General features: G+C 63.5%; 20 protein-coding genes, 1 tRNA gene and 1 pseudogene. 8 read left to right on the forward strand and 14 right to left on the reverse strand.

What is annotated here, in order from left to right:
* Positions 1-69 precede the first annotated feature (69 nt).
* Positions 70-891, reverse strand: coding sequence for an Nmad3 family putative nucleotide modification protein (locus AC6I6X_RS04635; RefSeq protein WP_497929328.1), 822 nt, complete (start codon positions 889-891; stop codon positions 70-72).
* Positions 892-1,074: 183 nt separating this feature from the next.
* Between AC6I6X_RS04635 and AC6I6X_RS04640 the strand changes: the two genes are divergently transcribed.
* The gene (locus AC6I6X_RS04640) at positions 1,075-1,236 is read left to right on the forward strand and encodes a hypothetical protein (RefSeq protein ID WP_497929329.1); all 162 of its coding nucleotides are present in this window, start codon (positions 1,075-1,077) and stop codon (positions 1,234-1,236) included.
* Positions 1,237-1,360: 124 nt separating this feature from the next.
* On the opposite strand, the gene AC6I6X_RS04645 is transcribed toward AC6I6X_RS04640, so the two are convergent.
* From AC6I6X_RS04645 to AC6I6X_RS04665, 5 genes and pseudogenes are all read right to left on the reverse strand, one after another.
* Positions 1,361-1,431, reverse strand: a tRNA-Pro gene (locus AC6I6X_RS04645).
* A gap of 123 nt (positions 1,432-1,554) precedes the next feature.
* A pseudogene (locus tag AC6I6X_RS04650) lies at positions 1,555-2,133 on the reverse strand (ABC transporter substrate-binding protein); the annotation flags it as partial.
* Between the two features lie 111 nt (positions 2,134-2,244).
* Entirely contained in the window at positions 2,245-3,153 is a 909-nt protein-coding gene (locus tag AC6I6X_RS04655) for an RNA-guided pseudouridylation complex pseudouridine synthase subunit Cbf5 (protein WP_497929330.1), read from the reverse strand.
* The gene (cmk, locus tag AC6I6X_RS04660; RefSeq protein ID WP_497929331.1) at positions 3,153-3,731 is read right to left on the reverse strand and encodes a (d)CMP kinase; all 579 of its coding nucleotides are present in this window, start codon (positions 3,729-3,731) and stop codon (positions 3,153-3,155) included. Before cmk ends, AC6I6X_RS04655 begins: the two co-directional genes overlap by 1 nt.
* A gap of 149 nt (positions 3,732-3,880) precedes the next feature.
* On the reverse strand, positions 3,881-4,819 hold the full coding sequence (locus AC6I6X_RS04665; protein WP_497929332.1) for a DUF106 domain-containing protein: 939 nt from the start codon (positions 4,817-4,819) through the stop codon (positions 3,881-3,883).
* Between the two features lie 352 nt (positions 4,820-5,171).
* Here AC6I6X_RS04665 and AC6I6X_RS04670 point away from each other — a divergent pair, with 352 nt between their 5' ends.
* Both AC6I6X_RS04670 and AC6I6X_RS04675 read left to right on the forward strand, forming a co-directional pair.
* Positions 5,172-6,692 carry a DUF7289 family protein gene (locus AC6I6X_RS04670; RefSeq protein ID WP_497929333.1) on the forward strand — a complete coding sequence of 507 codons (1,521 nt, stop codon included), beginning with the start codon at positions 5,172-5,174 and terminating at the stop codon, positions 6,690-6,692.
* 183 nt (positions 6,693-6,875) lie between these two features.
* Positions 6,876-8,423 carry a DUF7289 family protein gene (locus AC6I6X_RS04675; RefSeq protein WP_497929334.1) on the forward strand — a complete coding sequence of 516 codons (1,548 nt, stop codon included), beginning with the start codon at positions 6,876-6,878 and terminating at the stop codon, positions 8,421-8,423.
* A 159-nt stretch (positions 8,424-8,582) separates the two neighbouring features.
* Here AC6I6X_RS04675 and AC6I6X_RS04680 read toward each other — a convergent pair whose 3' ends face one another.
* Complete coding sequence (locus tag AC6I6X_RS04680) at positions 8,583-9,218, reverse strand: adenylate kinase (protein WP_497929335.1); 636 nt, start codon at positions 9,216-9,218, stop codon at positions 8,583-8,585.
* A 59-nt stretch (positions 9,219-9,277) separates the two neighbouring features.
* On the opposite strand from AC6I6X_RS04680, the gene AC6I6X_RS04685 reads away from it, so the two are divergent.
* A complete protein-coding gene (locus tag AC6I6X_RS04685) occupies positions 9,278-9,703 on the forward strand; it encodes a DUF7975 family protein (protein WP_497929336.1) in 426 nt (141 codons plus the stop codon).
* 8 nt (positions 9,704-9,711) lie between these two features.
* Here AC6I6X_RS04685 and AC6I6X_RS04690 read toward each other — a convergent pair whose 3' ends face one another.
* Positions 9,712-10,002 (reverse strand): amphi-Trp domain-containing protein, encoded by a 291-nt coding sequence (locus AC6I6X_RS04690; RefSeq protein ID WP_497929337.1) that lies wholly within the window; start codon positions 10,000-10,002, stop codon positions 9,712-9,714.
* Between the two features lie 483 nt (positions 10,003-10,485).
* On the opposite strand from AC6I6X_RS04690, the gene coxB reads away from it, so the two are divergent.
* The gene (gene coxB / locus AC6I6X_RS04695; RefSeq protein ID WP_497929338.1) at positions 10,486-11,265 is read left to right on the forward strand and encodes a cytochrome c oxidase subunit II; all 780 of its coding nucleotides are present in this window, start codon (positions 10,486-10,488) and stop codon (positions 11,263-11,265) included.
* A complete protein-coding gene (locus AC6I6X_RS04700) occupies positions 11,265-13,721 on the forward strand; it encodes a cbb3-type cytochrome c oxidase subunit I (protein WP_497929339.1) in 2,457 nt (818 codons plus the stop codon). The genes coxB and AC6I6X_RS04700 overlap by 1 nt, the downstream gene beginning before the upstream one ends.
* 245 nt (positions 13,722-13,966) lie before the next feature.
* Here the strand turns inward: AC6I6X_RS04700 and AC6I6X_RS04705 are convergent, their stop codons facing one another.
* The 3 genes from AC6I6X_RS04705 to AC6I6X_RS04715 form a co-directional block, all read right to left on the reverse strand.
* Positions 13,967-15,640, reverse strand: a complete 1,674-nt coding sequence (locus AC6I6X_RS04705; protein ID WP_497929340.1) for a S8 family serine peptidase — start codon at positions 15,638-15,640, stop codon at positions 13,967-13,969.
* A gap of 213 nt (positions 15,641-15,853) precedes the next feature.
* A complete protein-coding gene (locus AC6I6X_RS04710) occupies positions 15,854-16,177 on the reverse strand; it encodes a DUF7410 domain-containing protein (RefSeq protein WP_497929341.1) in 324 nt (107 codons plus the stop codon).
* 147 nt (positions 16,178-16,324) lie between these two features.
* The gene (locus AC6I6X_RS04715; protein ID WP_497929342.1) at positions 16,325-17,740 is read right to left on the reverse strand and encodes a hypothetical protein; all 1,416 of its coding nucleotides are present in this window, start codon (positions 17,738-17,740) and stop codon (positions 16,325-16,327) included.
* A 102-nt stretch (positions 17,741-17,842) separates the two neighbouring features.
* Here AC6I6X_RS04715 and AC6I6X_RS04720 point away from each other — a divergent pair, with 102 nt between their 5' ends.
* Positions 17,843-18,109, forward strand: coding sequence for a cytochrome C oxidase subunit IV family protein (locus AC6I6X_RS04720; RefSeq protein WP_497929343.1), 267 nt, complete (start codon positions 17,843-17,845; stop codon positions 18,107-18,109).
* A 196-nt stretch (positions 18,110-18,305) separates the two neighbouring features.
* On the forward strand, positions 18,306-20,462 hold the full coding sequence (locus AC6I6X_RS04725; RefSeq protein WP_497929344.1) for a GH32 C-terminal domain-containing protein: 2,157 nt from the start codon (positions 18,306-18,308) through the stop codon (positions 20,460-20,462).
* A 24-nt stretch (positions 20,463-20,486) separates the two neighbouring features.
* On the opposite strand, the gene AC6I6X_RS04730 is transcribed toward AC6I6X_RS04725, so the two are convergent.
* The 3 genes from AC6I6X_RS04730 to AC6I6X_RS04740 all read right to left on the reverse strand — a co-directional run bounded on the left by AC6I6X_RS04730 (position 20,487) and on the right by AC6I6X_RS04740 (position 24,068).
* Positions 20,487-21,821: a glycoside hydrolase family 68 protein gene (locus AC6I6X_RS04730; RefSeq protein ID WP_497929345.1), complete on the reverse strand. Its 1,335-nt coding sequence runs from the start codon at positions 21,819-21,821 to the stop codon at positions 20,487-20,489.
* 288 nt (positions 21,822-22,109) lie between these two features.
* Positions 22,110-23,567, reverse strand: a complete 1,458-nt coding sequence (gene secY / locus AC6I6X_RS04735; RefSeq protein WP_497929346.1) for a preprotein translocase subunit SecY — start codon at positions 23,565-23,567, stop codon at positions 22,110-22,112.
* 3 nt (positions 23,568-23,570) lie between these two features.
* On the reverse strand, positions 23,571-24,068 hold the full coding sequence (locus AC6I6X_RS04740; RefSeq protein WP_497929347.1) for an uL15m family ribosomal protein: 498 nt from the start codon (positions 24,066-24,068) through the stop codon (positions 23,571-23,573).
* Between the last annotated feature and the right edge of the window lies 1 nt (position 24,069).

Here is a 24,069-nt window from a genome sequence, read left to right on the forward strand (position 1 = left end):
CGATCCGGCATCGCGGCGTGACCCGCGTCGAGAAGACGGACTGGTCGGGTGGCGGGGCGACACCCCGACTTACGCGGAGGTCGAGGGTGACTCGAGTTCGGGACCCGTCCGTTCGCCGGGGAGACCGACCAGATCCCGGAACGCCGCACCGGTCAGTTCACACCGGTAGGCGGGCTTGTACATCATGTTCCGGCCGCCGGCCGCGACCGCGAACGCCGACGCGATTTCGTCCCGGAGGTAGTACTGGGGGCGCTCGTTGCCCGCTTTCACGTAGTAGTCGCTGAGCCTGATGGGGTGCCGATCGAACAGGCCGCCCGGTTCGCGCCCGTCGACGACGACGATCGGTTTGTCGAGGTAGAGGTCGCCCTCGTCGGCCCGTTTCGCGTGCGCGTTCTCGGGATGGGCATCGAGGAGGCGGCGGCGCTCGGCGGCCGGGGTGTCCGGTCGAATCACCGTCACGTCGGCGACGGTCATGTAGCCGACGAGGTACCGGTGGGCCCGATCGCCGCCCGGTCGTCGCAGGCCGGCGTAGAAGCCGACGACGTCGCCGGGCTCGAGGGCCGAGAGTCGCGAGACGTAGCCGCTCGTCCGGTGTTCGCCGTAGGTCAGCGCCTCGAAATTGGGGTCGTGGTGCAGTGGCCAGTCGGCCAGCGCCGCGCCGCTGACGGCCGCGGCCTCGCCGCGGACTGGCTGGGGCTCGATCCGGGTCGTCAGGTCGGCGGCCGTCCCGTCGCGGCCCCGTAACTCCCACGACCCCAGGGTCTCGGATTCGGTCGTCCGCCGGGTCTTCTCCGGGATCGGTACGTACTCGAAGCGACCATCGTCGTACAGCGGCCCCAGCGCACCGAGGTTGGTGCTGTCCGCGCCGACACCCGCGAGGACGACCGTCATGGCAGGCCGTCCGATCGGTGGGACGAAAAAGGCCCCGATCGAGACCGGACGGCCACGAGGCGCGGTGCGGTCAGGACTCGTCGCCTCGCGGTCAAATTTGGCGCGGAGATCCCCGACCCCATCGCGGAGGATCGGACGAACGGAATCGGGGTATATAAAAGCACTCCACGAGAACGCGATCGTATGGAGACACTGCTGCACACCGGTGCCGAACACCCCGACTTGCTCTGGATCGTCGTCTCGGCCGTAATTACCTTCGTTCTCGGGACGGGGATCGGAGCGTACCTGCTCAAACCACGGCTCCGATCCCAGACGGACCCCGACGCCGAGACGACGGAGCGGTAACGGCCCGCTCCCGTCCCGATCGGTCGCGAAAGTCGGTTCGGACTCTTCTGCAAGAACTCTCGAGTTGAACACCCGAGGTATCGCGTAGCGATACCGCTTGCTCCCGATTTCGCGCCACAAAATATGGGACCGCCGAGAATTGAACTCGGGTCCTACGGACCCCATCCGCAGAGGATACCACTACCCCACGGTCCCGCACGTGAACCGATGGTCGTCTTCCGTTTAAGCGTGTCGTTTCGAGACCGGGCTTCGGGGTGGACGATCGACCGGACGGACCCGATCGCGACGAGCGGCCGGGGTCCGGCGCAGATCCGTGGGCGATCGGGCGTCCATCGCGGTGTGCTCGCTCGCACGGAAGACCCGCTCGTGACAGTACTCGTCGGACGTGGTGATGTCCCCGTCCGCCGCCGGCCCACAGAGGTACAGCACGTCCGACTGCGTGACGACGGTGTCGATCACGCGGCGCGCGCTGTCCGAGGACGTGCCGCCGAACAGCACGTCGACCTCGTCGTCGACCACCAGGTCCTGCGCGACGCTCTGTGCGGTGTCCGGATCGAACGCCGTGTCCTCGACGATGATTTCGTACGTCGGCCCCTCCTCGGGGTCGACGGTGTACTCGCCGACGTCGAGGCCGTCGATCGGATCGACGTCGTCGTACTTGTACGCCAGCCCGCCGTAAAACCCCTGCAGAGCAGTCTGTCCGTAATACTGGAGGTCGGCCGAAGTCGGCTGGAACGCGCCGATCCGGATCGTTTCGTCGTCCGGGTCGCCGTCGTCGTCGCTACTGTCCTCCGTGACACAACCCGCGAGTGCGGCCGTTCCGACCGTGACGAGTGCGCTCGATCGCTCAAGTACCGTTCGACGTGTGACGTGCCATACTGAATAATAAAATAACAGTATCTCTCCAAAGAGTGGCAGGTTAACAGGTAAACATACTGTGGGATTCTGCTGACAGAATCGACGCTTGCGGCCGAAAGGCGGATGGGGCGAGAGACGAATGGTGCGTGATCAGACCAGCACCCGTTCGAGGTCGACCACGGTCCCGCTCTCGTCGGCGGGATCGCCGACCAGAACGCCGAGACAGACCGCCGCGCCGTCGGGCGTGTAACAGGCCACGAGGTCGCCGCGATCCGCTTCGTCGTCGACGTCGAACACGCCGGGGGCGTAGACGGGCGCACCCGTGGCGACCTCGCGAGCGGCGCTTTCGGCGATCACGATCGATGGGAGCGGTTCGAGGATGCGTTCGGCGGGCGAGACGACCTCCCGAAGCGGTTCGGGATCGTCGTCCTCGACCCAGAACGCGAGCGCGTCGAGGAACGTGGCGGCCGTGTGGAGGTCGGTGTCGTCGAACGGTTCCGTCATCGTCCGTCGCAGGTGGCCCATGTGGCCACCGGTCCCGAGCGCCAGTCCGAGGTCGTGACAGAGTTTGCGGACGTAGGTCCCGCTCTCACACCGGATCCGCAGTAGAACTCGACGATCGCCGGTCTCGAGCACGTCGATGTCGTAAATCTCGCGCACGCGCAAGCGACGCGCGACCGCGCTCTTGCGAGGCGGCTTCTGGTAGATCGGGCCCTCGAACTCCGCGATGACGGACGCGGTGTCGGCCGGCACGGGGCCGTGACACTCGAGCACTGCAACGTACTCTTTCGCCCCCTCGAGGAAGACCTGCGCGAGCCGCGTCGCGTCGCCGAACATGACCGGCAGACAGCCGGTAACCTTCGGATCGAGCGTCCCGGCGTGGGCCGCCTGGTCGATCGTCGCGTCGACGTCGCGTTCGGCGAGGGTGTCGGCGACGGCGTCCCGGAGCCAGCCGCTCACCTGGTGAGAGGAGGGGCCGGGCGGTTTGTCGAGATTGACGACGCCGAACGTGAGCAGTTCGGCGGGCGATCGTTCCTCGGGTGGGCCACGTAACGTCATCAGAACTGGTAGTCGACACCGGTCACGGGTGCTTTCCCCTCGTCACCGGCGGCCTCGTACTCTCCGACGGCCGTGACGAGCATGTCGAGCACCGCGTTCGGCTCCCAGCGAGCCGTGTTGATCGAGAGATCGTAGATCGTCAGGTCCCTGATGTCGATGCCGTAGTACTCCTGGTATCGCTGGGCCTCGCTCGCCTCCCGCGCTTTCGTCTCCTCGGTCGCGCGGGCGGGATCTTTCTCTTCGCGTTCGGCGATCCGCTCGCCGCGGACGGTCGCCGGCGCGTCGAGCCAGAACCGGAAGTCGGCGTGCTCGCCTGCCAGCCAACCGGCGAGTCGCGACTCGAGCACCAAATCGTCCTCCTCGATCGCGACCTCGCGCAGTCGGCGGTCGAGGTCCCGATCGATCTCGTCGTTCTCCTCGGCGAGTTTGTTGAACTCGAGCGGCGTGTAGCCGCGTTCGTCGGCCAGTTCGCGGAAGATGTCGCCGCCGCTGACGTGGTCGAGATCGAAGGCCTCAGCGAGCAACTCCGCGGTCGTGCTCTTCCCGCTACCCGGCGGGCCGGAGACGGTGAGTAACATATTCCTGCTCCGATGCGGTGGGTAAAATGGGTTTTGATCGGGTGGCGTTTCCCGCGGCGAGTCGCCGCGACACGGCCGCGGGCGAGGGCAAGTCGAGCGAACGGCGACGATCGAGACGCGGGAGTCGGAGTCGCCGGCGTCCGTAGGCCTTACGCCCCGGTCGGCGACATGTCGATGTTCAGCGACTTGCGCAACAGCTGGGTAAAGCCCATCGAACAGAGGAAGTACCAGACGATCCACGCCTGCATCGGACCGAACACCCCAGATTGCCAGGTCGTCTCGCCGACGATCGGCATGACGACGGTCGCGTCACCGACGTCGCCGGCACGGATCTTCCAGTACATCCAGAGGAACAGCGGGATGGTAAGCAGCATGATCCAGACCATCGGCCGGAACTGCTCTTTGAACATCCCGAGGTTCTCCGCCATCGCCTCCATCTGCTCTTCGCGTGCTTTCTCGAGTTCGTTTTCGAGTCGCTCGATCTCGGCCTCGCTCGCGCCGCGCGCTTCGGCCTCCTCTTTGCGTTCTTTGATGTCACTTTGCTTGTCCTGCATCGCCTTCATCCGCTCCTGGTACTTGCCGATGACTTCGGGGTTCATCAGGTTCGCCTGGAGCAGCGTCGAGTACAGGCCCGTCAGCAACGCGACGGAGAGGATCACGGCGTAAAACGGCAGGGCCGAATCCAGCGGCCCGAGCACGAGATCGATGGTGCTCCCGACCGTGTTCTGAACGGGATCGAGCCAGTAGCCGACCATCAGCAGGACCGCTCCTACGGCGGCCGTCTTGTCCCACTGCGACCAGCTCGTGTCTTCGTCGACGTCGGGAACGCCGGCACCGCCGTCGCCGTCGCCGTCGAGCGCCTCGTCGAAGGCCTCGCGATCGGCGATCTCGAATCCCTCGTCCCCGTCGACCAGTACTCCCTTCTCGATCAGGCGGCCCCACTGACCGCTCGTCAGGTCGTCGCGGACGTCGGCCCACTCGACCTCACCGCCGTTTTCGTCGGCCTCATCACGGATGGCCTCCAGGGCGGCTGCCATCGAGGAATCCTCGCTGACGAGGGCGTTGATCTTCTCGGCTGTACGCGTCATCTAGTCGATGGCTAGGCTCGTCCGATATACAAGTGTTTTTCTTCGGCGGGCGCACGCGATCAACGCCTAACCCGGGGCTGCCGTTCCTGAACATCCGACTGGACACGGCCACTGTGGCATCAAATCGTACGCCGAGGATGTCGGAAACGTGTCTGCCGAGGCGGTTCCTAGTCGTTCCTGTCGATTTTGGACGCTGTCACTCAAAACTGTTTAGAGATCAGTCGTTCGAATTCGGCCGTTTTCACCGGTGACGGCCTGACTTCACGACCGACTTCTCACCGACTGCTGTTCGTCAGTATCAACCATCCGATCAGCCGAATTACTTATCTGTCTGATAGTCTTCGGCACAAATATGAGCAGTAGCCGCGGTACCAACAGCCGCGTTCGCCCTAATCGGGGTCAGACGGCGCTGATCGGGATCGTGTTGCTGATCGGGATGGTGGCGACGGTCAGCATGGGCATCTTTCTCGTCGCGGGTGAGGTAGTCACCAGTACGGAGCAACAAACCGAAAACGAACGTGTCGAGCAGGCATTCGTCGAGTTGAGTCAGACGATGACGGGCGCCTCGTCGTCGAACGCTACGACCCATTCGGTCGATATGGATCTACACGATCGTGGCGCGGTCGTGATGAAAAACACGAGCAGGATGACGATCGAATACGGAAACCAAACCGAGGAAATCGACTTCGGAACTATCGAATACGAGGGCGACGACGGAACGAGAATCGCCTACCAGGGCGGTGGCGTCTTCAGGGAAACGGGGAACGAAACGCGAGTCGTGTCTGCACCGCCCGTGAGCTACGTCAACGACCACGATTCGGAGACGCTTTCGTTCCCGATCATCGAACCGACGGAGGAAGGCAGTATTAGTTCGGGCGGGATTTCAGCATCAAAAGCGGGTACCGACATCAAATTCTCCGAGACGGTCGAAAGCAGCGAGGTCACGCTCGAAATACAGGGGCCATACTACCGTGGTTGGGAAGCGTACTTCGAACGTCAGGCCGGTGAGGGTGCGATCGAATCGATCGATCACGAGAATAACTCCGTGACAGTATTATTGTCACAGACCAATTTGGGCAACCTGTATGAAAACGGGGTAGTAACTAGTGGTGATGTTGATGCTGGCGGAAGTGCTGCATCAGGAATAACTGGTCCGGTGCTATACGGGGGAGAGGTGTCCAACGAGGAGAACATTGATGGGGAGGTAAAAAGCGCCGAAGATATCGACCTTGAACCTATTGATGACGAGATCAGTGATAAGATAGAAGCGGCTGATAATGACGTAAATGGCAGCTGGAAGAACATTTCAGACGGAGAGTCTGTCGGTGAAGGCAACTACTTCGCCGGTTCTGACGACAATTTGGATATCGGCGGCTCGGTATTTAACGTATCCAATGGCAATATCACTGTGGTCGTCAATGGCGATCTCAACGTGGGTGAGACGGCCACTGTTGAAGGAACAGAGAACGACCATACTGTTCGATTCTATATAGATGGAGAATTTGACATGAATGATAATGACTTGTACGTGGAAGAAGAATACGAAGGGAGCACTGAAGACGAGATTTACTCTAAGCATTTAGAAATATATGGAACCTCGACGTTTGAGATGGATATGCGTGGGAGTGCACACGGAGAAGGCATAATATACGCACCGGGTAGTGAAATTTCGGGAATAAACGGAGGACAAACCTGGTATGGGGCAATAATCGTCGAGACGCTCACTTTGGGGAACGAAAAAGGTGGTGGCGGTGCTGTAGAACTGGTCTACGACGAAGACCTGGAAGGCGGCCCTACGGTCGAGTCAGACGGTGGCATTCCCGAAATCGTCTATCTTAACATCGTCCAACACGAGATCGACCTCGGCACCTAACGATCGACCCCACCGATTGAACGCAGACTCCCAGTAATATTCTTCTCGTTGAATTCTCAACCGTTTATCGAAGCAAGCCGTTTCCGTCGTACAATTACTACGGTTAGAAATGGAGAAATAAACAGTCTCGAGACGATTGATCGATCGGTCTGTCTTATTAACGATACTGTCATACACGCTGGTATGAATCGGTGTCGGGAGGAGAACGATGCACCGGCCGATCGGGGACAGACGGCACTGATCGGAATGGTATTACTTATCGGGATAGTCGCCACTGTCAGTGTTGGAATTTTTCTCGTCGCGGGGGATGCGATTACCAGTGCGGAAGACCATACCGAAGACGAGCGGATCGAACAAGCGTTCATCGAGATGGGGCATACGATGGCGACTGCGACTACGGACAGTGACGGGGCACGATCCGTTGATTTCGATACCGGTGATTCGGGTGCGATCGCGAAATCAAATGCGGGTTGGATCAGGATCGAAGGCGGTGACGAAGTACTGGTAAACGAATCGATCGGTGCCGTCGAGTACGAGGGTGACGATGGAAGGATTATCGCGTACCAGTCGGGTGGTGTCTGGAACGAACAGGGCAATCAGACGCGGATGCTCTCGGCACCGAATATCGAGTACGATCCCGACGACGAAACGCTGTGGTTCCCGATGACGACCGTCGCCGGTGAGAAGTCACTGAACTCCGAGACGATCTCGGTTGAACACAAGAGTACAGACCCGTTCGAGGACGTCCACTACGTCGAAGACAATACGACTACGATTACGATTCAGAGCGACTACTACCGTGGCTGGGAACGGTTCTTCCGCGATGAGGCCAGTGGGACATCGATCCAGGAGGTCGATCACAACAACCGGACGATCGAAGTGTTGCTCGGATACGACGACCTCGAGGGAGCGTACGATGAGGGGGCAACGGTCGGTGGCGAAGGCGAAAGCGGACTCGATGATCAGCACGATCTTATCGAGGATTACGATGACGGCACTCCAATGCCACCGATTGATGACGTCATTGACGATTTGATCGAAGATGCGGACGGCGGTGACGGTGAGGATATTGACGGGGACCTCACTGACCAAGGTGACTACCTCGAAGATGACGACAACGAGTTAGGGGCCGGGATGTACTACGTCGACGAGATTGACGACGATGTGAAGTACGATTTCAATTTAACAGACGGCGACGTGACCCTGATCGTCGAAGGAACGCTCAATCTCGAGGAGGGCGGGCACCTGAACGTAACGGACCGAGACAGCAGTGACGAGAACGTCTTGCGAATTTACTCTGGCGGTAACGAAACCACAATCGACGGGAAGGTGTGCTACACTGATTGTGAGAGCGATGCATCGGCGATTCAGTACTACGGCCCATCGTATCAGGGCGTAAACTTCGGCCCGGGTAACAAGGGGGAACTCGAGGGGCTGCTCTACGTCGCTTCGGAGCAGGAGAAAGACTGGTGGGGTGGTAATCCTCCCTCCAATTCTTGTAGTGGTGGTAACGACGGAGATAATTACCAGGTTCACGTTCAAGGAAATGGAGAGCTATATGGATCGATCGTCGCGTACTCGGTCTGTGCGAAATCGAATTCCACGGACTTTGGTCACGACGCTGATATTGATGGTGAAGATATCGATATGTTCCCCGAGGATTACGAGCTTCCTCCGCAAATAACGTATCTGAATATTGCGCTCCACGAACTCGACGTCGAAAACGAGTGAGTCCACGCTGTGGCCCAGTTCGAGGCCACCTAACCCAGCTGTAATTTCGCACACGACACTCTCTGAGCGAATCGACCGGGAGACGAATTCCTGTCACACTCTACGTTTCTCAACGTATCACAACACGAGACTGAGGTCGAAAACAGCTACCGGCGAGGATTACGCCGCGTCCTCGATCGTCGCCTTCACGTCTTCCCAGACCTCGTCGGGCGCCTGCCCTCCGTCCACGCGTTCCAGATCGCCCTGGTCTTCGTAGTGTTCGATGACGGGTTCGGTGTTCTCGCGGTACACGCGCAGGCGTTCTTTGACGGTCTCCTCGGTGTCGTCGTCCCGCTGTTCCAGTCGCGCTTCGACCTCGGGATCTTCGGGCGGGTTGTACTCGATGTGGTAGATATCGCCTGTCTCGGGGTCCATCCGGCGCCCCGTGAGCCGGTGGACGAGTTCCTCCTCACCCACGTCGAGGTAGAGGACGACGTCCAGATCGGTCATCTCGTCGAGTTCCTCGGCCTGTTCGAGATTCCGCGGGTAGCCGTCGAGGACGAAGCCGTCCGCCTGCGAGAGCGCCTCGTCCACGATCGCGTTGACGACCGCGTCGGGGACCAGCTCGCCCTGGTCCATGTACTCGCGCGGGGTGTCGTACTCCGTGTCCATGTCGGAGATGTCCATGTCCTTGTTCGCGCGGAGCGCGTCGCCGGTGGTGACGTGATCGACGTCGAACGCCTCGGCGATCTTCTGGCTCTGTGTCCCTTTGCCCGCCCCGGGTGCACCCAGGATGAGGATTCGTGGCTGTGCCATATGCGATCGTTCAGCGCCACCGCATAAAGGCTTAAAGAATTGGTCACATCCGTACGGGTATGACCAGATTCGACGCGGCCGACCCGACCGAGCGACGGAAACTGTACGTCGACGCGATCACGGCCCACCGCGATCGAGGGAGCGGCTTTCTCACGCTGGAAGTCGACGACGACCTGTTCGTCGGGGAGACGGACGAGGCCGTCGCTGGCCCCGATCCCGACCTCGGCGTCCCCTGGATCCAGTTCGGCGACGGCACGATCAACCTCGACTGCACGGACGACGAACTCGAGGAACTGAAGTCGCTTCTCGGAGAGTATCCGGCGTTCAAGATCGACGACCTCCACCGGCCCGAGGAGGCCGAGGGGGTCAACGCCCGGATCAGCGCCAAGGCCGACCCGAACCGGATCGCCCAGTTCGTCGACGCCGCGTTCCAGCGGGTGTACGATCTGCCCCCCGAGTTCCGGGTCTGGGTCGTCGAACTCTGAGACGGTGCCTACTCGATCGTCAACTCACCCGATCCAGCGTCCTGGCCGTCGCCGTCCTCGTCCCACTCGAGTTCGAACTCGACGCTCAACTCGCCGGAACCGCCGGCACTCGGCGTCTCGCGTTCGGCCTTGATCTCGAACGTCGGTCGAGCAGGTGGAGACATCGTCACCGACTCCCCGCCCGCGTCGAGGGTCAGATCGCCCCCCTCGTCGAGTTTGTCTGCGACTGTTCGCAGGTAGTCGGCGATCTCTGCCGTTGCCATCGACCGTTCGAATTTGAAGAGCACTTCTTCCGGCATAACGGAACAGAGGGTCTCCTGAGTATAGAATCTGCCGCCGAATCGAGGGACACTGTTGAGGGGGAGGCGCCACTCATCGATCGACCGGTACTGAAGATCCGATCGAGCGGTAGTCAGGGATTGTCGTGGTTCGGGGAGGCGCCCGCGAAAGTGTCGTCGTGACCGTCGATGCTAGCAGGTGGTTGAGCGGCGAACGTGTTCGGAAGCGAAACGGTGGACGGCGGTAATCCAGGATTGTCCCGCGACTCGGCGACGAGACGAACGACAGATAAAAGACCTGCCGGTCCAACGCGTTCGTGATGAACCGAGTCGGAACCGCTGATCGTCGATCGATCGTCCCCGGACTCGATCGCGGATACCCGCCATACGACGGCCCCCGGCGGGCCGCTTTCCAAATAGATAAGTGCTCTCGGAAATCATCCTCCGACATATAAGAGGTCTTCAAAAGAGGTGAATACGATCTTCAACGCAGTTACGACTCCGATGCAGGCACAGACGCGTGTCGACGTGTTCGAGGAGATTTTCCTCGTCTTCCTCGGACTCGGGACGCTCGTCGGCGTCATCGTCGTCGCGTATACCCTGTACAACGCGTACAAGTACCGGGATACAGGCTCGGCGAGCGACGAAGACGTGCCGACACTCGGAGAGTTACCGACTGGTGGAAAGGGCGGCAAGAAACTGTTCCTCTCGTTCGGCCTGAGTGCCATCATCGTCATTTCGCTGGTTATCTGGACGTACGGCATGCTACTGTACGTCGAAGATGGGCCGGGCGAAGGGCCCGGCGAGGACGCGGTCGAGATCGATGTGACCGGCGAAGGGTTCGCGTGGTTCTTCGAGTACGAGAACGGCGCGGAGTCGGTCAGTACGATGAACGTGCCGGCCAACACGCCGATCTGGATCACGACGACCGGCGGTGACGTGTGGCACACGTTCGGCATACCCGAGCTAAAGGTCAAATCCGACGCCATCCCCGGCGAAGAGGAACAAAACTGGTTCATGGCAGATGAGGCCGGTGAAACGTACGAGATCAAGTGCTTCGAGCTCTGTGGTGACGGCCACACTCAGATGACCGGGCAGGTCAACGTCATGGAAGAAGAGGAGTTCAACGAGTGGCTCGAAGAGGAAGCCCCCAGTGACGACGAGAACGGTGACGAAGAGAACGGGAGCGACGAGAACGGCGACGAAACGAACGGCAACGAGACCGACTCCGGAAATGAAACCACCAATGACAATCCAGACAACGAGAGTGGAGGTGATAACTGATGAGTGATCTTCCACCGATGACGTCCGTCAAACGGTGGCTCGTGACGACGAATCACAAGGACGTCGGTATGCTCTATCTCTCGACGGCCCTGTTCTTCCTCGTCTTCGGCGGCGTGATGGCGCTCTTGTTCCGCGCACATCTGTGGGAGACGGGCGGCATCGACCTGCTGACGAACCGCGAGTACAACCAGGCCGTCTCGACACACGGCCTCCTGATGGTCTTCTGGTTCCTCTCGCCGATCGCGACCGGGTTCGCGAACTACTTCGTCCCCCTCCAGATCGGGGCGAAAGACCTCGCGTTCCCCCGACTGAACGCCCTGAGTTACTGGTTCTACCTCTTCTCGGGCCTGCTGTTCGGGGTCTCGTTCTTCCAGGGCGGGACCTGGGCCGGCGGCTGGACGATGTACGCGCCGCTGAACGTGCCGACGTACACGCCGGCGATGGAGGCAATGACCGGCGGCACCGCGGCGGTCCTCGCGCTGACGCTGTTCGTCATGTCGATCACGGTCGGGACAGTCAACTTCCTCGTGACGATCCACCGCTCGCGCGCGGAGGGCCTCGGCCTGTGGAACCTCCCGATGTTCACCTGGTCGTGGCTGCTGACCGTCTGGATGATGCTGTTCGCGTTCGCGGCACTGCTCGCCGCGCTGCTGTTGCTCTCGATCGACCGCGTCTTCCTCACGCAGTACTTCGCGACCGACCAGGGGTCGAGCCTGCTGTGGGCTCACCTGTTCTGGTTCTTCGGTCACCCCGAGGTGTACATCGTCTTCTTCCCCGCACTGGGGATCATGTTCGAGACGTTCCAGACCTTCTGTGGTCGACGTCTCGTTGGTCGGAAGTGGGTCATCATCGCGATGGTCCTCGTGGCCGTCCAGTCGTTCCTCGTCTGGATGCACCACATGTTCCTGACGACGATCAACCTCGAGATCAAGACCCTGTTCATGGCGACGACGATCGGGATCTCGCTCCCGTTCGACCTGATGGTCTTCGCGCTGATCTACACGATGGTCAAGGGCCGGGTTCGGTTTACGACCCCGTTCCTCTTTAGCCTCGGCGCGCTCGTCCTGTTCATTCTGGGCGGGATCACCGGGGTCTTCCTGGGTGCCGTCGTGCTCGACTACGAGTTCCGTGGCACCTACTGGGTCGTGGCTCACTTCCACTACGTGATGGTCTCGGGCGTCACCGCGCTCGTCGGTGGCCTCTACTACTGGTGGCCGAAGATTTCCGGGAAAATGTACTCCGAGGCGCTGGGGAAACTCAACTTCGCGGTCTACTTCATCGGGTTCAACCTGCTGTACTTCCCGCAGTTCCTCGCGTGGGAGACGCCCCGCCGCGTCTTCCACTACGGTGAGGGAGTGCAGATTTACCACCAGCTTTCGACGGTCGGGGCGTTCGTCTTCGGCGCGTCGTTCCTGATCATGTTCGCGACGTTCGCCCACAGCTGGCTCCGCGGGCCGAAAGCGCCCGACAACCCGTGGGAGTTCTCGCGAACCGCCGAATGGGCGATCCCCTCGCCGCCGCCGCTCGAAAACTGGCACGATCGGCCAAGCTACGCGAGCGGCCGACTCGAGTTCGTCGACGACTCGCAGGCCGCCACGGACGGTGGCGTCGCGACGGCCGAGACGGAACTCCACGAGGAGGAACACGCAGACCACGCCAGCATCTGGCCCCTCGGAATCGGGCTCGGAATGGGCGTGTTCTTCCTCGGCCTGAGCGGGATGACCCCGTACGCGGCCCAGTTCGCCGCCGAGCGCGGTGCAGAGGGGATCACGGACATGGGCGAGCCCAACGTGATCTATCCGGCCATTCTGGTCGCGGGACTCGCCATCCTGGCGGTCACGCTCTTTAACTTCGGCAAAGAGGAGTTCAACGCCCCCGAGATGGCCGTTGCCGAACGCTGGCCGTTCGGCGGCGTCGGCAACACCAAGTTCGGCATCTGGGTCTTCCTGGCGTCGGACGTCGTCGTCTTCGGTGCCGCGATCGGCGCGTACATCTTCGCGCGCCTCCACGCGGGTTGGGGCACCTGGGGGCCCGTGCCGCCGTCGACGGAGGCCGGGCTGATCAACACGTACATCCTGTTGACTTCCAGCTTCACGGTCATCCTCGCGCTGGTGATGGCCGAACGCGAGAATCGGAAGGGGCTGCTCGGGACGATGGTCGCGACGCTCCTGCTCGGCCTGACGTTCCTCGGTGTGAAGGCCTGGGAGTGGACACAGGAATTCGCCCACGGCATCTACTGGTTCACGGAGCTCCAGTACTCGCTGTACTTCGTGACCACCGGGATGCACGCACTACACGTGATCCTCGGACTGCTGGTCGCCGGCTTCATGATCTACCGGATCGTGTCCATCGACGCCTACCTCGAGGATCACCGGCCAGTCGAGTACTTCGGGCTCTACTGGCACTTCGTCGACATCGTGTGGGTGTTCCTGTTCCCGCTGTTCTACCTGATGTAGCGGCCACCCCGCCCTTCTGTCTTCGTCACTGACCGGGATTTCGACTGCACCGCCGTTCTCGACGCGAGCGCGCGTTTTCACTGTGAGCCGATCGACCAGGGTCGCGATCCGGTCGGCCCGGATCTACAGCGCCGACCGAGGCGCTCGTCGTGCCGAGGATCGGACCGCTGACTCACTCGCTGATCTCGCGGTCGACGACGCCAACAGAAGCGAGTCGGCGATCGATCGAACGACCTCGAGCGTCGTTACCGGCCTCGGATCCGTGCGAGGCTGAGTGTGACGAGGAGCGCGACGAAACCGATCGTTGCGACGAGGACGATCGGCCCGATGATGGTCGGACCAGTGCTGTTCGGCTCCCTCGAGTCGTTCGCGTCGCTTTCCTCGTCGAGGGATACCGGGTCGGTTTCGGCCCGGGCTTCGACCAGCGCGTCCGTCGCAGCCCTGGCGTCGACGACGCCGAGCCCGTACCGCGTCTCCGGATCGACGGTGGCGTCGAGGTCGGTCGCCGCAGCGGGGATCGAAGCGGAGTCGGTCAGTGCCGACTCGATCTCGGCGAGGGTCGCCTCGGGTTCGACCGACACGAGCAGGGCGATCGTGCCGGCGACGTGTGGCGTCGCCATCGACGTGCCCGGCAGACGCGCGTACTCGCCACCGGGAACGGCGCTCGTGACCGCCACACCGGGGGCGACGACGTCGGGGGCGACGTAGGTAGCCGGCCACGCGGCCGGCGTGACCGTCCAGTCGGACCGATCGATCCGTTCGCCACCGGAGAACGCGGGGACCGTCCCGTCCGGCGCGACCGCGCCGACGGCGAGCGCGTCGTCGACGTTACCCGGCGAACTGGACGTGCCGTGGCCGTCGTTGCCGATCGCACCCACGACGATTGTCCCGCTGTCGCGGGCGTTCTGCACCGGTTCGATGAACGCGGGGTGTTTCCCCGCCGTCCCCAGACTCATGCTGGCGACGTCGGCGTCGTTCGCCACCGCCCACTCCATGCCGGCGACGACCTGGGCGAACGAGCCGCCGGTATCGGTCAGGACGAGTCCGTGGAGCAGTTCGACCCCGGGCGCGACGCCGATCCGGGTTCCGCTCGCGTTCCCACCGGCGACGGTGCCGCTCACGTGGGTCCCGTGGAAATCGGAATCGTACGGCGTCGAACCCGGAACACGGGCGCCCGTTTCGTTGAACTCGGCCCACCCGCCCGGGTAGGTCGGGTCCGACGGGTCTTCCGTGTAGAGGTCGATGTCGGGGTGGGTGGCGTCGACGCCCGTATCGAGGACTGCGACGCGAACGCCCTCGCCTCGGGTCCCGTACGTCTCCCAGACGGCAGGGACGTTCAGATAGTCGATCCCCCACGTTCGCCCGGTGGTCGTCGTCTCGGACCCGGTTGCACCGGCGAGACTCGCGGTCGTCGCCGACTGCCGTTCCGGGGTCGACACCGCGAAGTTCTCGTGGACGCGCTCGACGACGTCGAGAGCCGCGATCGGTTCGAGATCGGCACGATCGGTATCGACCGTGAGCACGACCGCGTTGGTGAGCCAGAGTTCCTCCTCGACGGTGACGCCGGCGGTCGTTTCTGCGTGTGCCAGCACCGGGTCCTGGGTCTCGTTCGCGTAACTCTCGAGTTTCGATTCGACCTCTGATCCGGACATCGTCGCCGGAATGTCGGGGTCCTCGAGCCGAACGATTACCTCGATCGATCCGTCGTCCGGCAGTCCCTCGTCGACGATGCCGCCCGTCCCATCGCCGGACCGGATCGACGCGTCGGAACCGGGATCGGCAGCGTCACCGATCCCAACGCCGCCAGCGATCGGGAGTCCGGCGAGCGCCGTTCCCAGCAGGAGTGAAACCACGAGGACGAGACGACCCCGGTTTCGAGAACTGGGGAGAGGGCCCGATACCGGGGCACGCGCGGTCATGGTACGTACACTGGTGAGTCACGAAGTTAAGAGATTCCCTACGGGAAACCAGTTGCGGCAATCGGCTGACCGGCCGGGTCACGGCAGCCACGGTCCGGCGGGGCTACACGGTCGAACGGACTCTCTGTCGGGACGGGACTCGGCAGTCGTCTGATATCGGACCGAACACACCCGATCGATCGGGCCGGTTCGTCGACGTCGTGACCCGTTCCGTCAGCCGACCCAGACCAGCGCGTAGATGAACGTGAACATGAAGTACAGCAGGAAGACGCTCACGGCCGCCTTGACGTGGAAGGTGAACAGGTCGTGCTGCTCGTCGTCGCGGATCTCGTCGAACGTCTCCCGTTCGGAGTCTGAGCACTCCTCGGCGTGGGCGCTCCCGACGTGGAAGGTCAGGTACCGTTCCGATCGGAAGGGGCGATCGCAGTAGGGACAGGTGTGTTCGGGCGTCTCGTCCGTCGGGACGTCGTACTCGATATCGGTCACCCGATCGACCGCGGCCACCGGTTCGACGTCAGTGACCCGTGTCGCGTTCATTGCCAGTAGCAGTTCCTTGTCGCCTTCCGGTCAAGTGTGTACCGGTGTCGGATCGGATACGGTCTCACCCATCGAGTCGAACGGGGTCCCGGCGTCGAGTCGGATGGGATCCCGACTACCAGGAGACCAGTCCGAGTCGTCGACCGCTCACGCGGCCACGAACGGTGGGCTCATCGTCGGCATGGAGACGAGGTAGAGACTGACCATCGTGAAGAAGATCATCACGACGACGAAGGGGTACTGGCTGCGGATCGCCTGCAGCTTGCCCGGGAAGAGTTCGAACGCGATTGTGTGCGAGACCCAGACCGCGAGGATGTGCCCGAGCAGGATGCCGGCGATCTCGACGTATCCGAACCACGACGCGAGTCGGTACTGGGTCGGGTTCGCGGGCGGGGAAAGCGGTGTCGCGAGCGTCTCCAGTAGCGACGGCCACAGGGTGATCGCGAACCCGGCGTAGTGGGCGAAGTGGTAGCCGGCCGCGATCGCCAGCAACGCCGGCGCGAATCGGAGCGCGAGATAGCGCGTCGAGATGTACGTCTCGGCGCGTTCTCGGGTCCGCTCGGCCGCGAACCAGTAGACCTTCCAGAACAGCCAGAACCCGGCGAGCAGGAGGACGAGGTAGACGAGTTCCGGCGGGAAGCCGAGACCGACGAGGTACTCGATCGTCGCGACGCCGGGTGCGGTGACGATGAAGCCGCTATAGGTCAGTTCCCAGACGAGGACGAGGACGAACGCGATCGCCGAGACGTCGGTGATCAGGTCGTCGTCCCCGAGACGCGCCCCGGGGAACCGCACCGCGAGGCCGTCGTCGGTTCGCTGGACCGGGGCGACGGCCCCGTACATGCGGAACCACGTCGAGACGGGATCGCCGCCGCGGTCGAACCACGTCGCCGGCGAAAACGCGACGGCACCGCCGATCGTGAACGCGGAGTAGCCGAGCACTGCGAGGAGCAACGCCCCCGGCGAGGAACTCAGCGGGGCGACGATCTCGAGCCAGAGGAGCGCGAGGAGCGCGGCCACCGCGGGCCACGAACCCAGTCGCCGGGGGTATTCCTCGGCGACGAACCCGTGCGGGAGCACCCCGGCGATCCGACGCCACGGGTTCAGGGCGGGCCAGGGGTCGCCGACGACGTAGGCGATCGTCGTCAGCAGTGCGCGACCCCCGACGAACGTCAGGAGCACCGCCGCACTGGCGAAGCCGGCGACGTCGGGGCCGAGCCCCGCGACGACGATCACAAGCGCCAGTCCGAACAGGCCGAGCGTGCCGAGCAGGAGCGAGCCAGCGGCGACGACCTGCTCGGTTCCGACCCCGACCGATCGGTCGTGGTAGTCGTCGATGACCGTCCGATCGGTGACGAGCATCGTCATGAGGGCTGACGCGCCGATGACGCCGCCGCCGGTCGCGAGGTAGAGCCACGTCGGAACGGTGACGTCACCGCTCTCCTGGGAGAGTCCGGCGGCGACGTTACTCGCGGCGACGACGCCGACGGACACCGTGAGCAGTGCGAGACCGATCAGGAGCGCGATCGCGGCCCGACGACCGAGAGCCGATCGTCCACTCATTGTGCGATGGTTCGTCCGTGGCCCCATCTACGTGTCGTTTTCGTCGGCCGGTCGCGATCGCATGAGGAAGCTATAAGTGGCCGTCAGTCTGATAGCGTACCAATGGCTGGCCTTCGCACGTACGCACTCATCTACGTCGCACTGGTGGTGTTGGCTACGGGGAAGTTCGTCTTCTTCGAACTCGACCAGATCTTCTCGTATCAGATGGCGATCGCCGGAACGGTCGTCCTCGCCATCATCAAGTCGAGCCTGATCGCGGGCTACTACCAGCACCTGATCGAGGAGCCCCGATCGATCACCTACCTGATGGCGACGGCCCTGTTCATGGTCTTCCTGCTGACGCTCGCGGCGGGCTACTCCATCCAGTAACTGTTTTCGACGCACTCGCGGCGATTCCCCACGCGGTTTTCGTCTTCTGCAGCCGATCGGCGCTTCCCGACGACGAGAATCCTCGATCGAGTCCGAACTGAGGGCTCCGACGGCGTCCGCAGTCGTCGGGCGATCGGAACCCGCCGGCGAGCCACTGCGGCAGTTCTATTACGATCCGGCGTTGGACTGCGTATAGATGAGTACATCCGTTGCCCCCGTCGGATTCCTGGTCGATGGGGAGTTGTCGGCCGAACAGCGAGCAGCACTCGACTGGTGTGCGGACGCCGGCCTCGACGCCCGGCCGATTTCGCTCGCCGACGTCGCCGCCGGAACCGAGTCGCTCGAGGCCGCCGACGCCCTCTGGTGGCACCGGACGGAGTCGATCGAACCGATCGCCGAACTGTCGGACTGTCGGGAGCCGATCAAGGCCCACCTGCGCGCCGGCGGCGGCCTGTTGCTCACCCTGCGTGCGCTCGAAGCGGTGACAGCCCTCGGGATCGATCCCGTTTCGCCGGACGTCTCGATCGTCGAGGACCCCTCGTCGACCACCGGGTTGCTCGCGAAGGCGCTGTACGACGACCATCCGGCGTTCGACGGACTGGACGGGCTGCGGGTCCCGACGCGATCGGTCGACGGCTCACAGCCGTCCGCACGGTACGACTCAGTTCTGCCCGAGCGCGGTGAGGTCCTCGCGAGTACCCTGCGAGCGGACCACGACGCCCCCAGCGAGGTCGCACTCGTGGGCTGGCAGGTCGGCGACGGCGACGTCGCCGGCCTCGGGACGGCACTGCGGTTCGACGGGGAGACGGCTGGAGAGGCGGCACAGAACCGGTCGCGACTCGTCGACAACCTCCTCGGCGTGCTCGGCACCGCTGACGAACGGCTGGTCGACGGACGGCCGAAAGACGCGGATGGCCTCTCCCGTCGTCGGGCCGCGCTGGCCGACGATCACCACCGCCCGCAGTATCACCTCTCGCCGCCCGCGAACTGGCTCAACGATCCCAACGGGATGATTCAGTGGAACGGCGAGTATCACGCGTTCTACCAGTACAACCCAGGCGGACCGTACCACGAGACGATCCACTGGGGCCACGCCGTCAGCGACGACCTCGTCACATGGGAGGATCGGCCCGTGGCTCTCACCCCGTCGCCCGACGGCCCCGATCGGCACGGCTGCTGGTCCGGCTGTGCGGTCGACGTCGACGGGACGCCGACGATCCTCTACACGGGCGGCCGCGACGACCTGCAACTCCCGTGTCTCGGGACGGCCGTCGACGACGACCTCTCGGCGTGGACGAAGTCGGTCGAGAACCCCATCATCGACCTTCCGGACGAGCCACCGTTACGATCGACCGCACACTGGCGCGCGGAATTTCGCGACCACAGCGTCTGGCGGGCCGAGGACGGCACCTGGCACCACCTGATCGGCTCCGGGATCGAGGACGGTGGCGGGACGGCGCTCCTCTATACGAGCACGGACGACGACCTGACTGACTGGGAGTACCGGGGCCCGATCCTCGTCGGCGACCCCGAACGCGACGGCGCGATGTGGGAGTGTCCCGAACTCCTCGACTTCGGCGATCGGCAGCTGCTTCACATCTCGAACTACGAGGAGGTCAGGTACTACCTCGGCACGTACGACGCCGACGAGGGACGGTTCGAGATCGATCGAACCGGCCTGCTCGATCACGGGGCGTTCTACGCGCCACAGTCCCTGCGCGACGACGAGGGGCGATGGCTGACGTGGGGCTGGGTGAAAGAAGCGCGGAACGCGAGCGCCCAGTGGGACGCCGGCTGGTCGGGCACGCTGTCGCTCCCGCGTCACGTCGACCTCGACGCCGACGGACGCCTCCGCCAGCGACCTGCCCCCGAACTGACGGCCCTTCGCGAGGCACACGTCCACGGTGAAACGACGAGGCTCGTCGACGACCACCGATCGCTCCCCGTTTCGGGGTACGCACTCGAACTCCGCGCGGAGATCCGACTCGACGACGCCGACGAGTTCGGGTTCGTCGTTCGCGAGTCACCAGACAACGAGGAGGAGACCCTGATCAGGTACACGCGGGACAGTACCGTCGTGGTCGATCGAGCGGGGTCGAGCCTGGACCCGCGCGCCTCGACCGACCCGGTGTCGATGCCCGTCACGCCGATCGACGACGCGCTCTCGCTCCGCCTGTTCGTCGACGGGTCGGTCCTCGAACTGTTCGCGAACGATCGCCACTGCCTGACGACCCGGATCTATCCGACCCGCGAGGACAGCGACGGCGTGTCGATGTACGCGGCGGGCGGAGCGGCCACCGTCGAGGAACTGGGCGTCTGGGAACTCGGGAGCGCCTGGGCAGAACAGGAGTGACGTGGGGATCGTCCCGGCGTCGAATCAACGGCTCACCGGCCCGTCGCCGTAGCGGGCTCCCGATTCGGTCCCGGAGCCGCCGTCCGCGAACGCCGAGAGCAGCGGCGGTAATTCCTCGCTCACGATCGGCAGGTGGCCGTGCTCGAGCGTCCCGAGGATCCGCGTCGCCGCGTTCTCGGCCGTCAGTCGAAGGGTCGGTGCCAGCGTCCCGCCGAAGCGTCGCTGCTGTTCCGCCGGCGGGAGGTGAGCCACGTCGTCCAGGGAGAGCCCCTGCAGGTCGTAGTAGTTGAAGAAGCTGCTGACGAGGATCTCCTCGCGGTGTGGATACGCGAGCCACGAGTAGGTCTGGAACGGGGCACTCGCCGGATTGGTGACGACGAGTCCCGACTCGTTCAGGGGCGCGTACTCCCCGCGAAGCGAGTCGGCGACGAATCCGTACAGCGCGTCGTATCCCGCGAGATCGGGTGCGAACGTGTGTTCGTGGCTCGAGACGAACAGGTAGTAGCCGTCGTCCCGGACGACCACGTGGGGCCGTTCGAGTTCCTGGTTCGTTCCCACGCCCTCGAGTATCGGCGGCTCCAGCGTCCACTCGGTCGGATCGCCGGACCGCGAGACGGCGAGTCCGACGCTGCCGTTGTACTCAAGTGCCGCCGGATCGGCGTCGAAGCGGTCCTCGCGCTCGGGGTCCGGAATCGGCGTGTTGGCCTCGAACAGCAGGCACGTCTCGCCGCTCGCCGGGTCCTCGAAGAACCACGGATCCCGGAAGGTGTAGATCATTCCCCGGGACTGATCCTCGCGCTCGTAGTACTCGCCGTCCGGTTCGAGCAGGATCTCGTGCTCGAACGGGCCCACGATCGAGACGCCGTCCTCGTCGGCAGTGATCGTGCCGCCGGCACCGACCGCGATGCGCTGCGTGTAACTCAGTTCGGTCTCGTCACGCGACCCGGCGGCCGTGTAGAACAGATAGAGCCGATCGTCGTCGTAGAGCGCCGAACCGGCCCACTGGCGGGAGCCGAAGGCGGTCCCCTCCGGGAAGACCCGTCCGCCGCAGGTCCAGTCGCGCCCGTCCGCCGAGTAGAAGTACCGGATCGCCGCCACGTCGTGACGCGTCCCCGGCAACAGGTCCGCGGGTGCCGTCAGCGAGAAGATGACGCGATAGCCGTCGATTTCGGCGATCGAACCGTCGCGGGTCCGGAGCAACCACGTGTCCCAGCAGTGCAGATCGGGAGCGATGTCTTCCTCGGGGGGATAGACGATCGGCGCCACGGTCTCGTCGGTCCGTTCGATCCCCGCGGCCTGCGATCGCCTCCACCGCGGCGGAGACCGCGTTCGTCCGTCGCGTTCCATCCGGTGTGTCATACGTCGACACTCGGTCGATCGGAGAAAAATGGTTCCGGTTTACAACAGGTGTTGTTACTTGATATTCTCCTCGGCGATCGGGAAGCTATCGTCGCCGGTGACGATTTGGACGGCACTGACCGAACGACGAACGCTCCGTATCAGAAGTCACGGCCGTCACTACGAGGTGCGCGTTCGCGTCTAGCGCCTTTCTCGCAGTGAGCCAATCGCGGCCTCGATCGGCCGGCCCCTACGCAACGATCCACCGACGCCATCCAGAACGAGTCGACGACGGAAAAGAGGGAGTCGTTACTCCTTGCCGAACATCTGGCGCATCATCGGGTGCATCTCCATGAGCTGTTCCTCGGCGATCTCCTCGTACAGCTTGTACGTGATGGAGACGGCGAGGAGCAGCCCGGTCCCGGAGACGGCACCGATCGTGCCGAGCATGTTGGCCCAGACGGCGAGTAGGCCGACGAGCGCGCCGCCGATGACGGTCACTTGCGGGATGTACCGCTCCATGACCTTCTCGATGACGCCGACGTTCTGTCGGAAACCGGGGATCTGCATCCCGGAGTTCTGGATCTGCTTGGCCGTCGCCTCCGGGCCCATGTCCGTGGTTTCGACCCAGAAGATGGCGAAGATCGCGCCGCCGACGACCATGAACGTCACGTCGATGCCGACGCGGATCATGACCTGCCACGCTTCCTGACTGAGTTCGCCGGTAAACCACATCCAGTCGCTCGGCGAGTAGATGGGCGCGAAGTAGTAGAAGAACCCGTCGACGGGTTGACCCTGGTTGTTGTACGTCCCCAGCCACGCGGGCATGCCCCACTGGCTGTTGATGATCTGGCCCAGGAACTGGATGTTGGCCTGCAGCGCCCGGACGAGGATCATCGGCAGGACGCTCGCGTAGATGAGCTTCACGGGGAAGCGTCCGCGGGCCCCCTTGACGCGGGCGTGACTGAGCGGGATCTCGACGCGGACGGACTCCGCGTAGACGACGATCCCGAAGATCAGCAGCGTCGTCAGTAACGCGATGATGTGCCCGTCCTGGAGCAGGATCGTGTACAGTCCGTCACCGGCAACGATCGAGCCGACCTCGACCTGGCCGGTCAGGATCCGGTACCAGTCGTAGAAGAACCCGCCTTCTGCCGGCTGGATCAACCCGGTGACGAGTCGCTGGCTGACGCCGGCGATGATGAACAGGCCGATCCCGCTGCCGACGCCCCACTTGCTGACGACCTCGTCCATGTAGAGGATGAGGATCCCGCCCACGAAGATCTGGGCGAACATCAGGATCTGGACCTGCGTCTGGTCGAGGGTAAACCCGCCGAGGGACAGCGACGTCTGGGCAGGCAGGAAGCCGCCGGCGAACACCATCGGGAGCGCGGTCAATGCGGTCATGATGATGACGAGCAGCTTCTGGAGGCCCTGATAGAGGACCTGATCGCGCGGGTCGTCCGTGTCGAGCCCGAGCAGGTTCGCCCCACCCAGCAGCTGCAAGACGATGCTGGCGGTGACGATCGGTCCGATACCGACCTGCAGCACCGACCCGAACGAACCGGCGAGGATCGCTCGGAACTCGCCGAAGAGGTCGGTCCCCTGCCCGGACAGACCGAGCAGGGTGATGTTGGTCAGGAAAAAGTACAACATCAGGATGCCGGCCGTCCACGCCAGCTTGCGCTTGAAGGGGACGTGCCCCTCCGGCCGGCGGACTGCGGGCATCCGTGTCAGGACCGGTTCAGCGGCTTCCTTCCATCCCATATGTTAGTCCTCGTCCTGTTCGGATTCGGCGTCGTCGTCCTCGGCGTCCTCGTCTTCCTGGGCTCGCTCCGAGACCACGGCCTCACCGCCGGCCTCTTCGAGTTTCTCGCGAGCCGCGTCGGAGAACGCATCCGCCGTTACCTCGAGGGAGTTGCGGACCTGACCGGAGCCGAGCACCTTGACGACGTCGGCCTCGTGGCCGTCCTCGACGATGTCGCGGGCGTCGAGGCTGTAGCCGTCGTCGGTCTCCTCGGCGAGGTCGTCGGCGACGTAGAGGATCGCGTCCTCGTCTAGCTTCTGGACGTCGATCTCTTTGACCTCGTCCCGGATGTCGTGTGGTCGCTTGAACCCGTGCTTGCCTTTCGGTTCGTAGTTGTGGAACTCGTGTTTGCTCCGCCCGGCGCGACCGCGGCCACCGCGGTGGCCTGCACCCCGTCGGTTCTTGTGGGAGCCACCGCTGTGCGTGCGCGATCCACGCTGGCGTCGTTTTTTGCTCGTCATG

The sequence above is a fragment of the Halosolutus sp. YCN4 genome, from assembly GCF_059736495.1.

Coding starts and splice junctions, on each gene's coding strand:
- AC6I6X_RS04675 (WP_497929334.1), top strand. CDS start 6,876: ATGAATCGGTGTCGGGAGGAGAACGATGCACCGGCCGATCGGGGACAG.
- cmk (WP_497929331.1), bottom strand. CDS start 3,731: ATGTTACTCACCGTCTCCGGCCCGCCGGGTAGCGGGAAGAGCACGACC.
- AC6I6X_RS04715 (WP_497929342.1), bottom strand. CDS start 17,740: ATGAGTGGACGATCGGCTCTCGGTCGTCGGGCCGCGATCGCGCTCCTG.
- AC6I6X_RS04680 (WP_497929335.1), bottom strand. CDS start 9,218: ATGGCACAGCCACGAATCCTCATCCTGGGTGCACCCGGGGCGGGCAAA.
- AC6I6X_RS04635 (WP_497929328.1), bottom strand. CDS start 891: ATGACGGTCGTCCTCGCGGGTGTCGGCGCGGACAGCACCAACCTCGGT.
- AC6I6X_RS04710 (WP_497929341.1), bottom strand. CDS start 16,177: ATGAACGCGACACGGGTCACTGACGTCGAACCGGTGGCCGCGGTCGAT.
- secY (WP_497929346.1), bottom strand. CDS start 23,567: ATGGGATGGAAGGAAGCCGCTGAACCGGTCCTGACACGGATGCCCGCA.
- AC6I6X_RS04640 (WP_497929329.1), top strand. CDS start 1,075: ATGGAGACACTGCTGCACACCGGTGCCGAACACCCCGACTTGCTCTGG.
- AC6I6X_RS04730 (WP_497929345.1), bottom strand. CDS start 21,821: ATGACACACCGGATGGAACGCGACGGACGAACGCGGTCTCCGCCGCGG.
- AC6I6X_RS04690 (WP_497929337.1), bottom strand. CDS start 10,002: ATGCCGGAAGAAGTGCTCTTCAAATTCGAACGGTCGATGGCAACGGCA.
- AC6I6X_RS04725 (WP_497929344.1), top strand. CDS start 18,306: ATGAGTACATCCGTTGCCCCCGTCGGATTCCTGGTCGATGGGGAGTTG.
- AC6I6X_RS04740 (WP_497929347.1), bottom strand. CDS start 24,068: ATGACGAGCAAAAAACGACGCCAGCGTGGATCGCGCACGCACAGCGGT.
- AC6I6X_RS04670 (WP_497929333.1), top strand. CDS start 5,172: ATGAGCAGTAGCCGCGGTACCAACAGCCGCGTTCGCCCTAATCGGGGT.
- AC6I6X_RS04655 (WP_497929330.1), bottom strand. CDS start 3,153: ATGACGTTACGTGGCCCACCCGAGGAACGATCGCCCGCCGAACTGCTC.
- AC6I6X_RS04700 (WP_497929339.1), top strand. CDS start 11,265: ATGAGTGATCTTCCACCGATGACGTCCGTCAAACGGTGGCTCGTGACG.
- coxB (WP_497929338.1), top strand. CDS start 10,486: ATGCAGGCACAGACGCGTGTCGACGTGTTCGAGGAGATTTTCCTCGTC.
- AC6I6X_RS04720 (WP_497929343.1), top strand. CDS start 17,843: ATGGCTGGCCTTCGCACGTACGCACTCATCTACGTCGCACTGGTGGTG.
- AC6I6X_RS04685 (WP_497929336.1), top strand. CDS start 9,278: ATGACCAGATTCGACGCGGCCGACCCGACCGAGCGACGGAAACTGTAC.
- AC6I6X_RS04705 (WP_497929340.1), bottom strand. CDS start 15,640: ATGACCGCGCGTGCCCCGGTATCGGGCCCTCTCCCCAGTTCTCGAAAC.
- AC6I6X_RS04665 (WP_497929332.1), bottom strand. CDS start 4,819: ATGACGCGTACAGCCGAGAAGATCAACGCCCTCGTCAGCGAGGATTCC.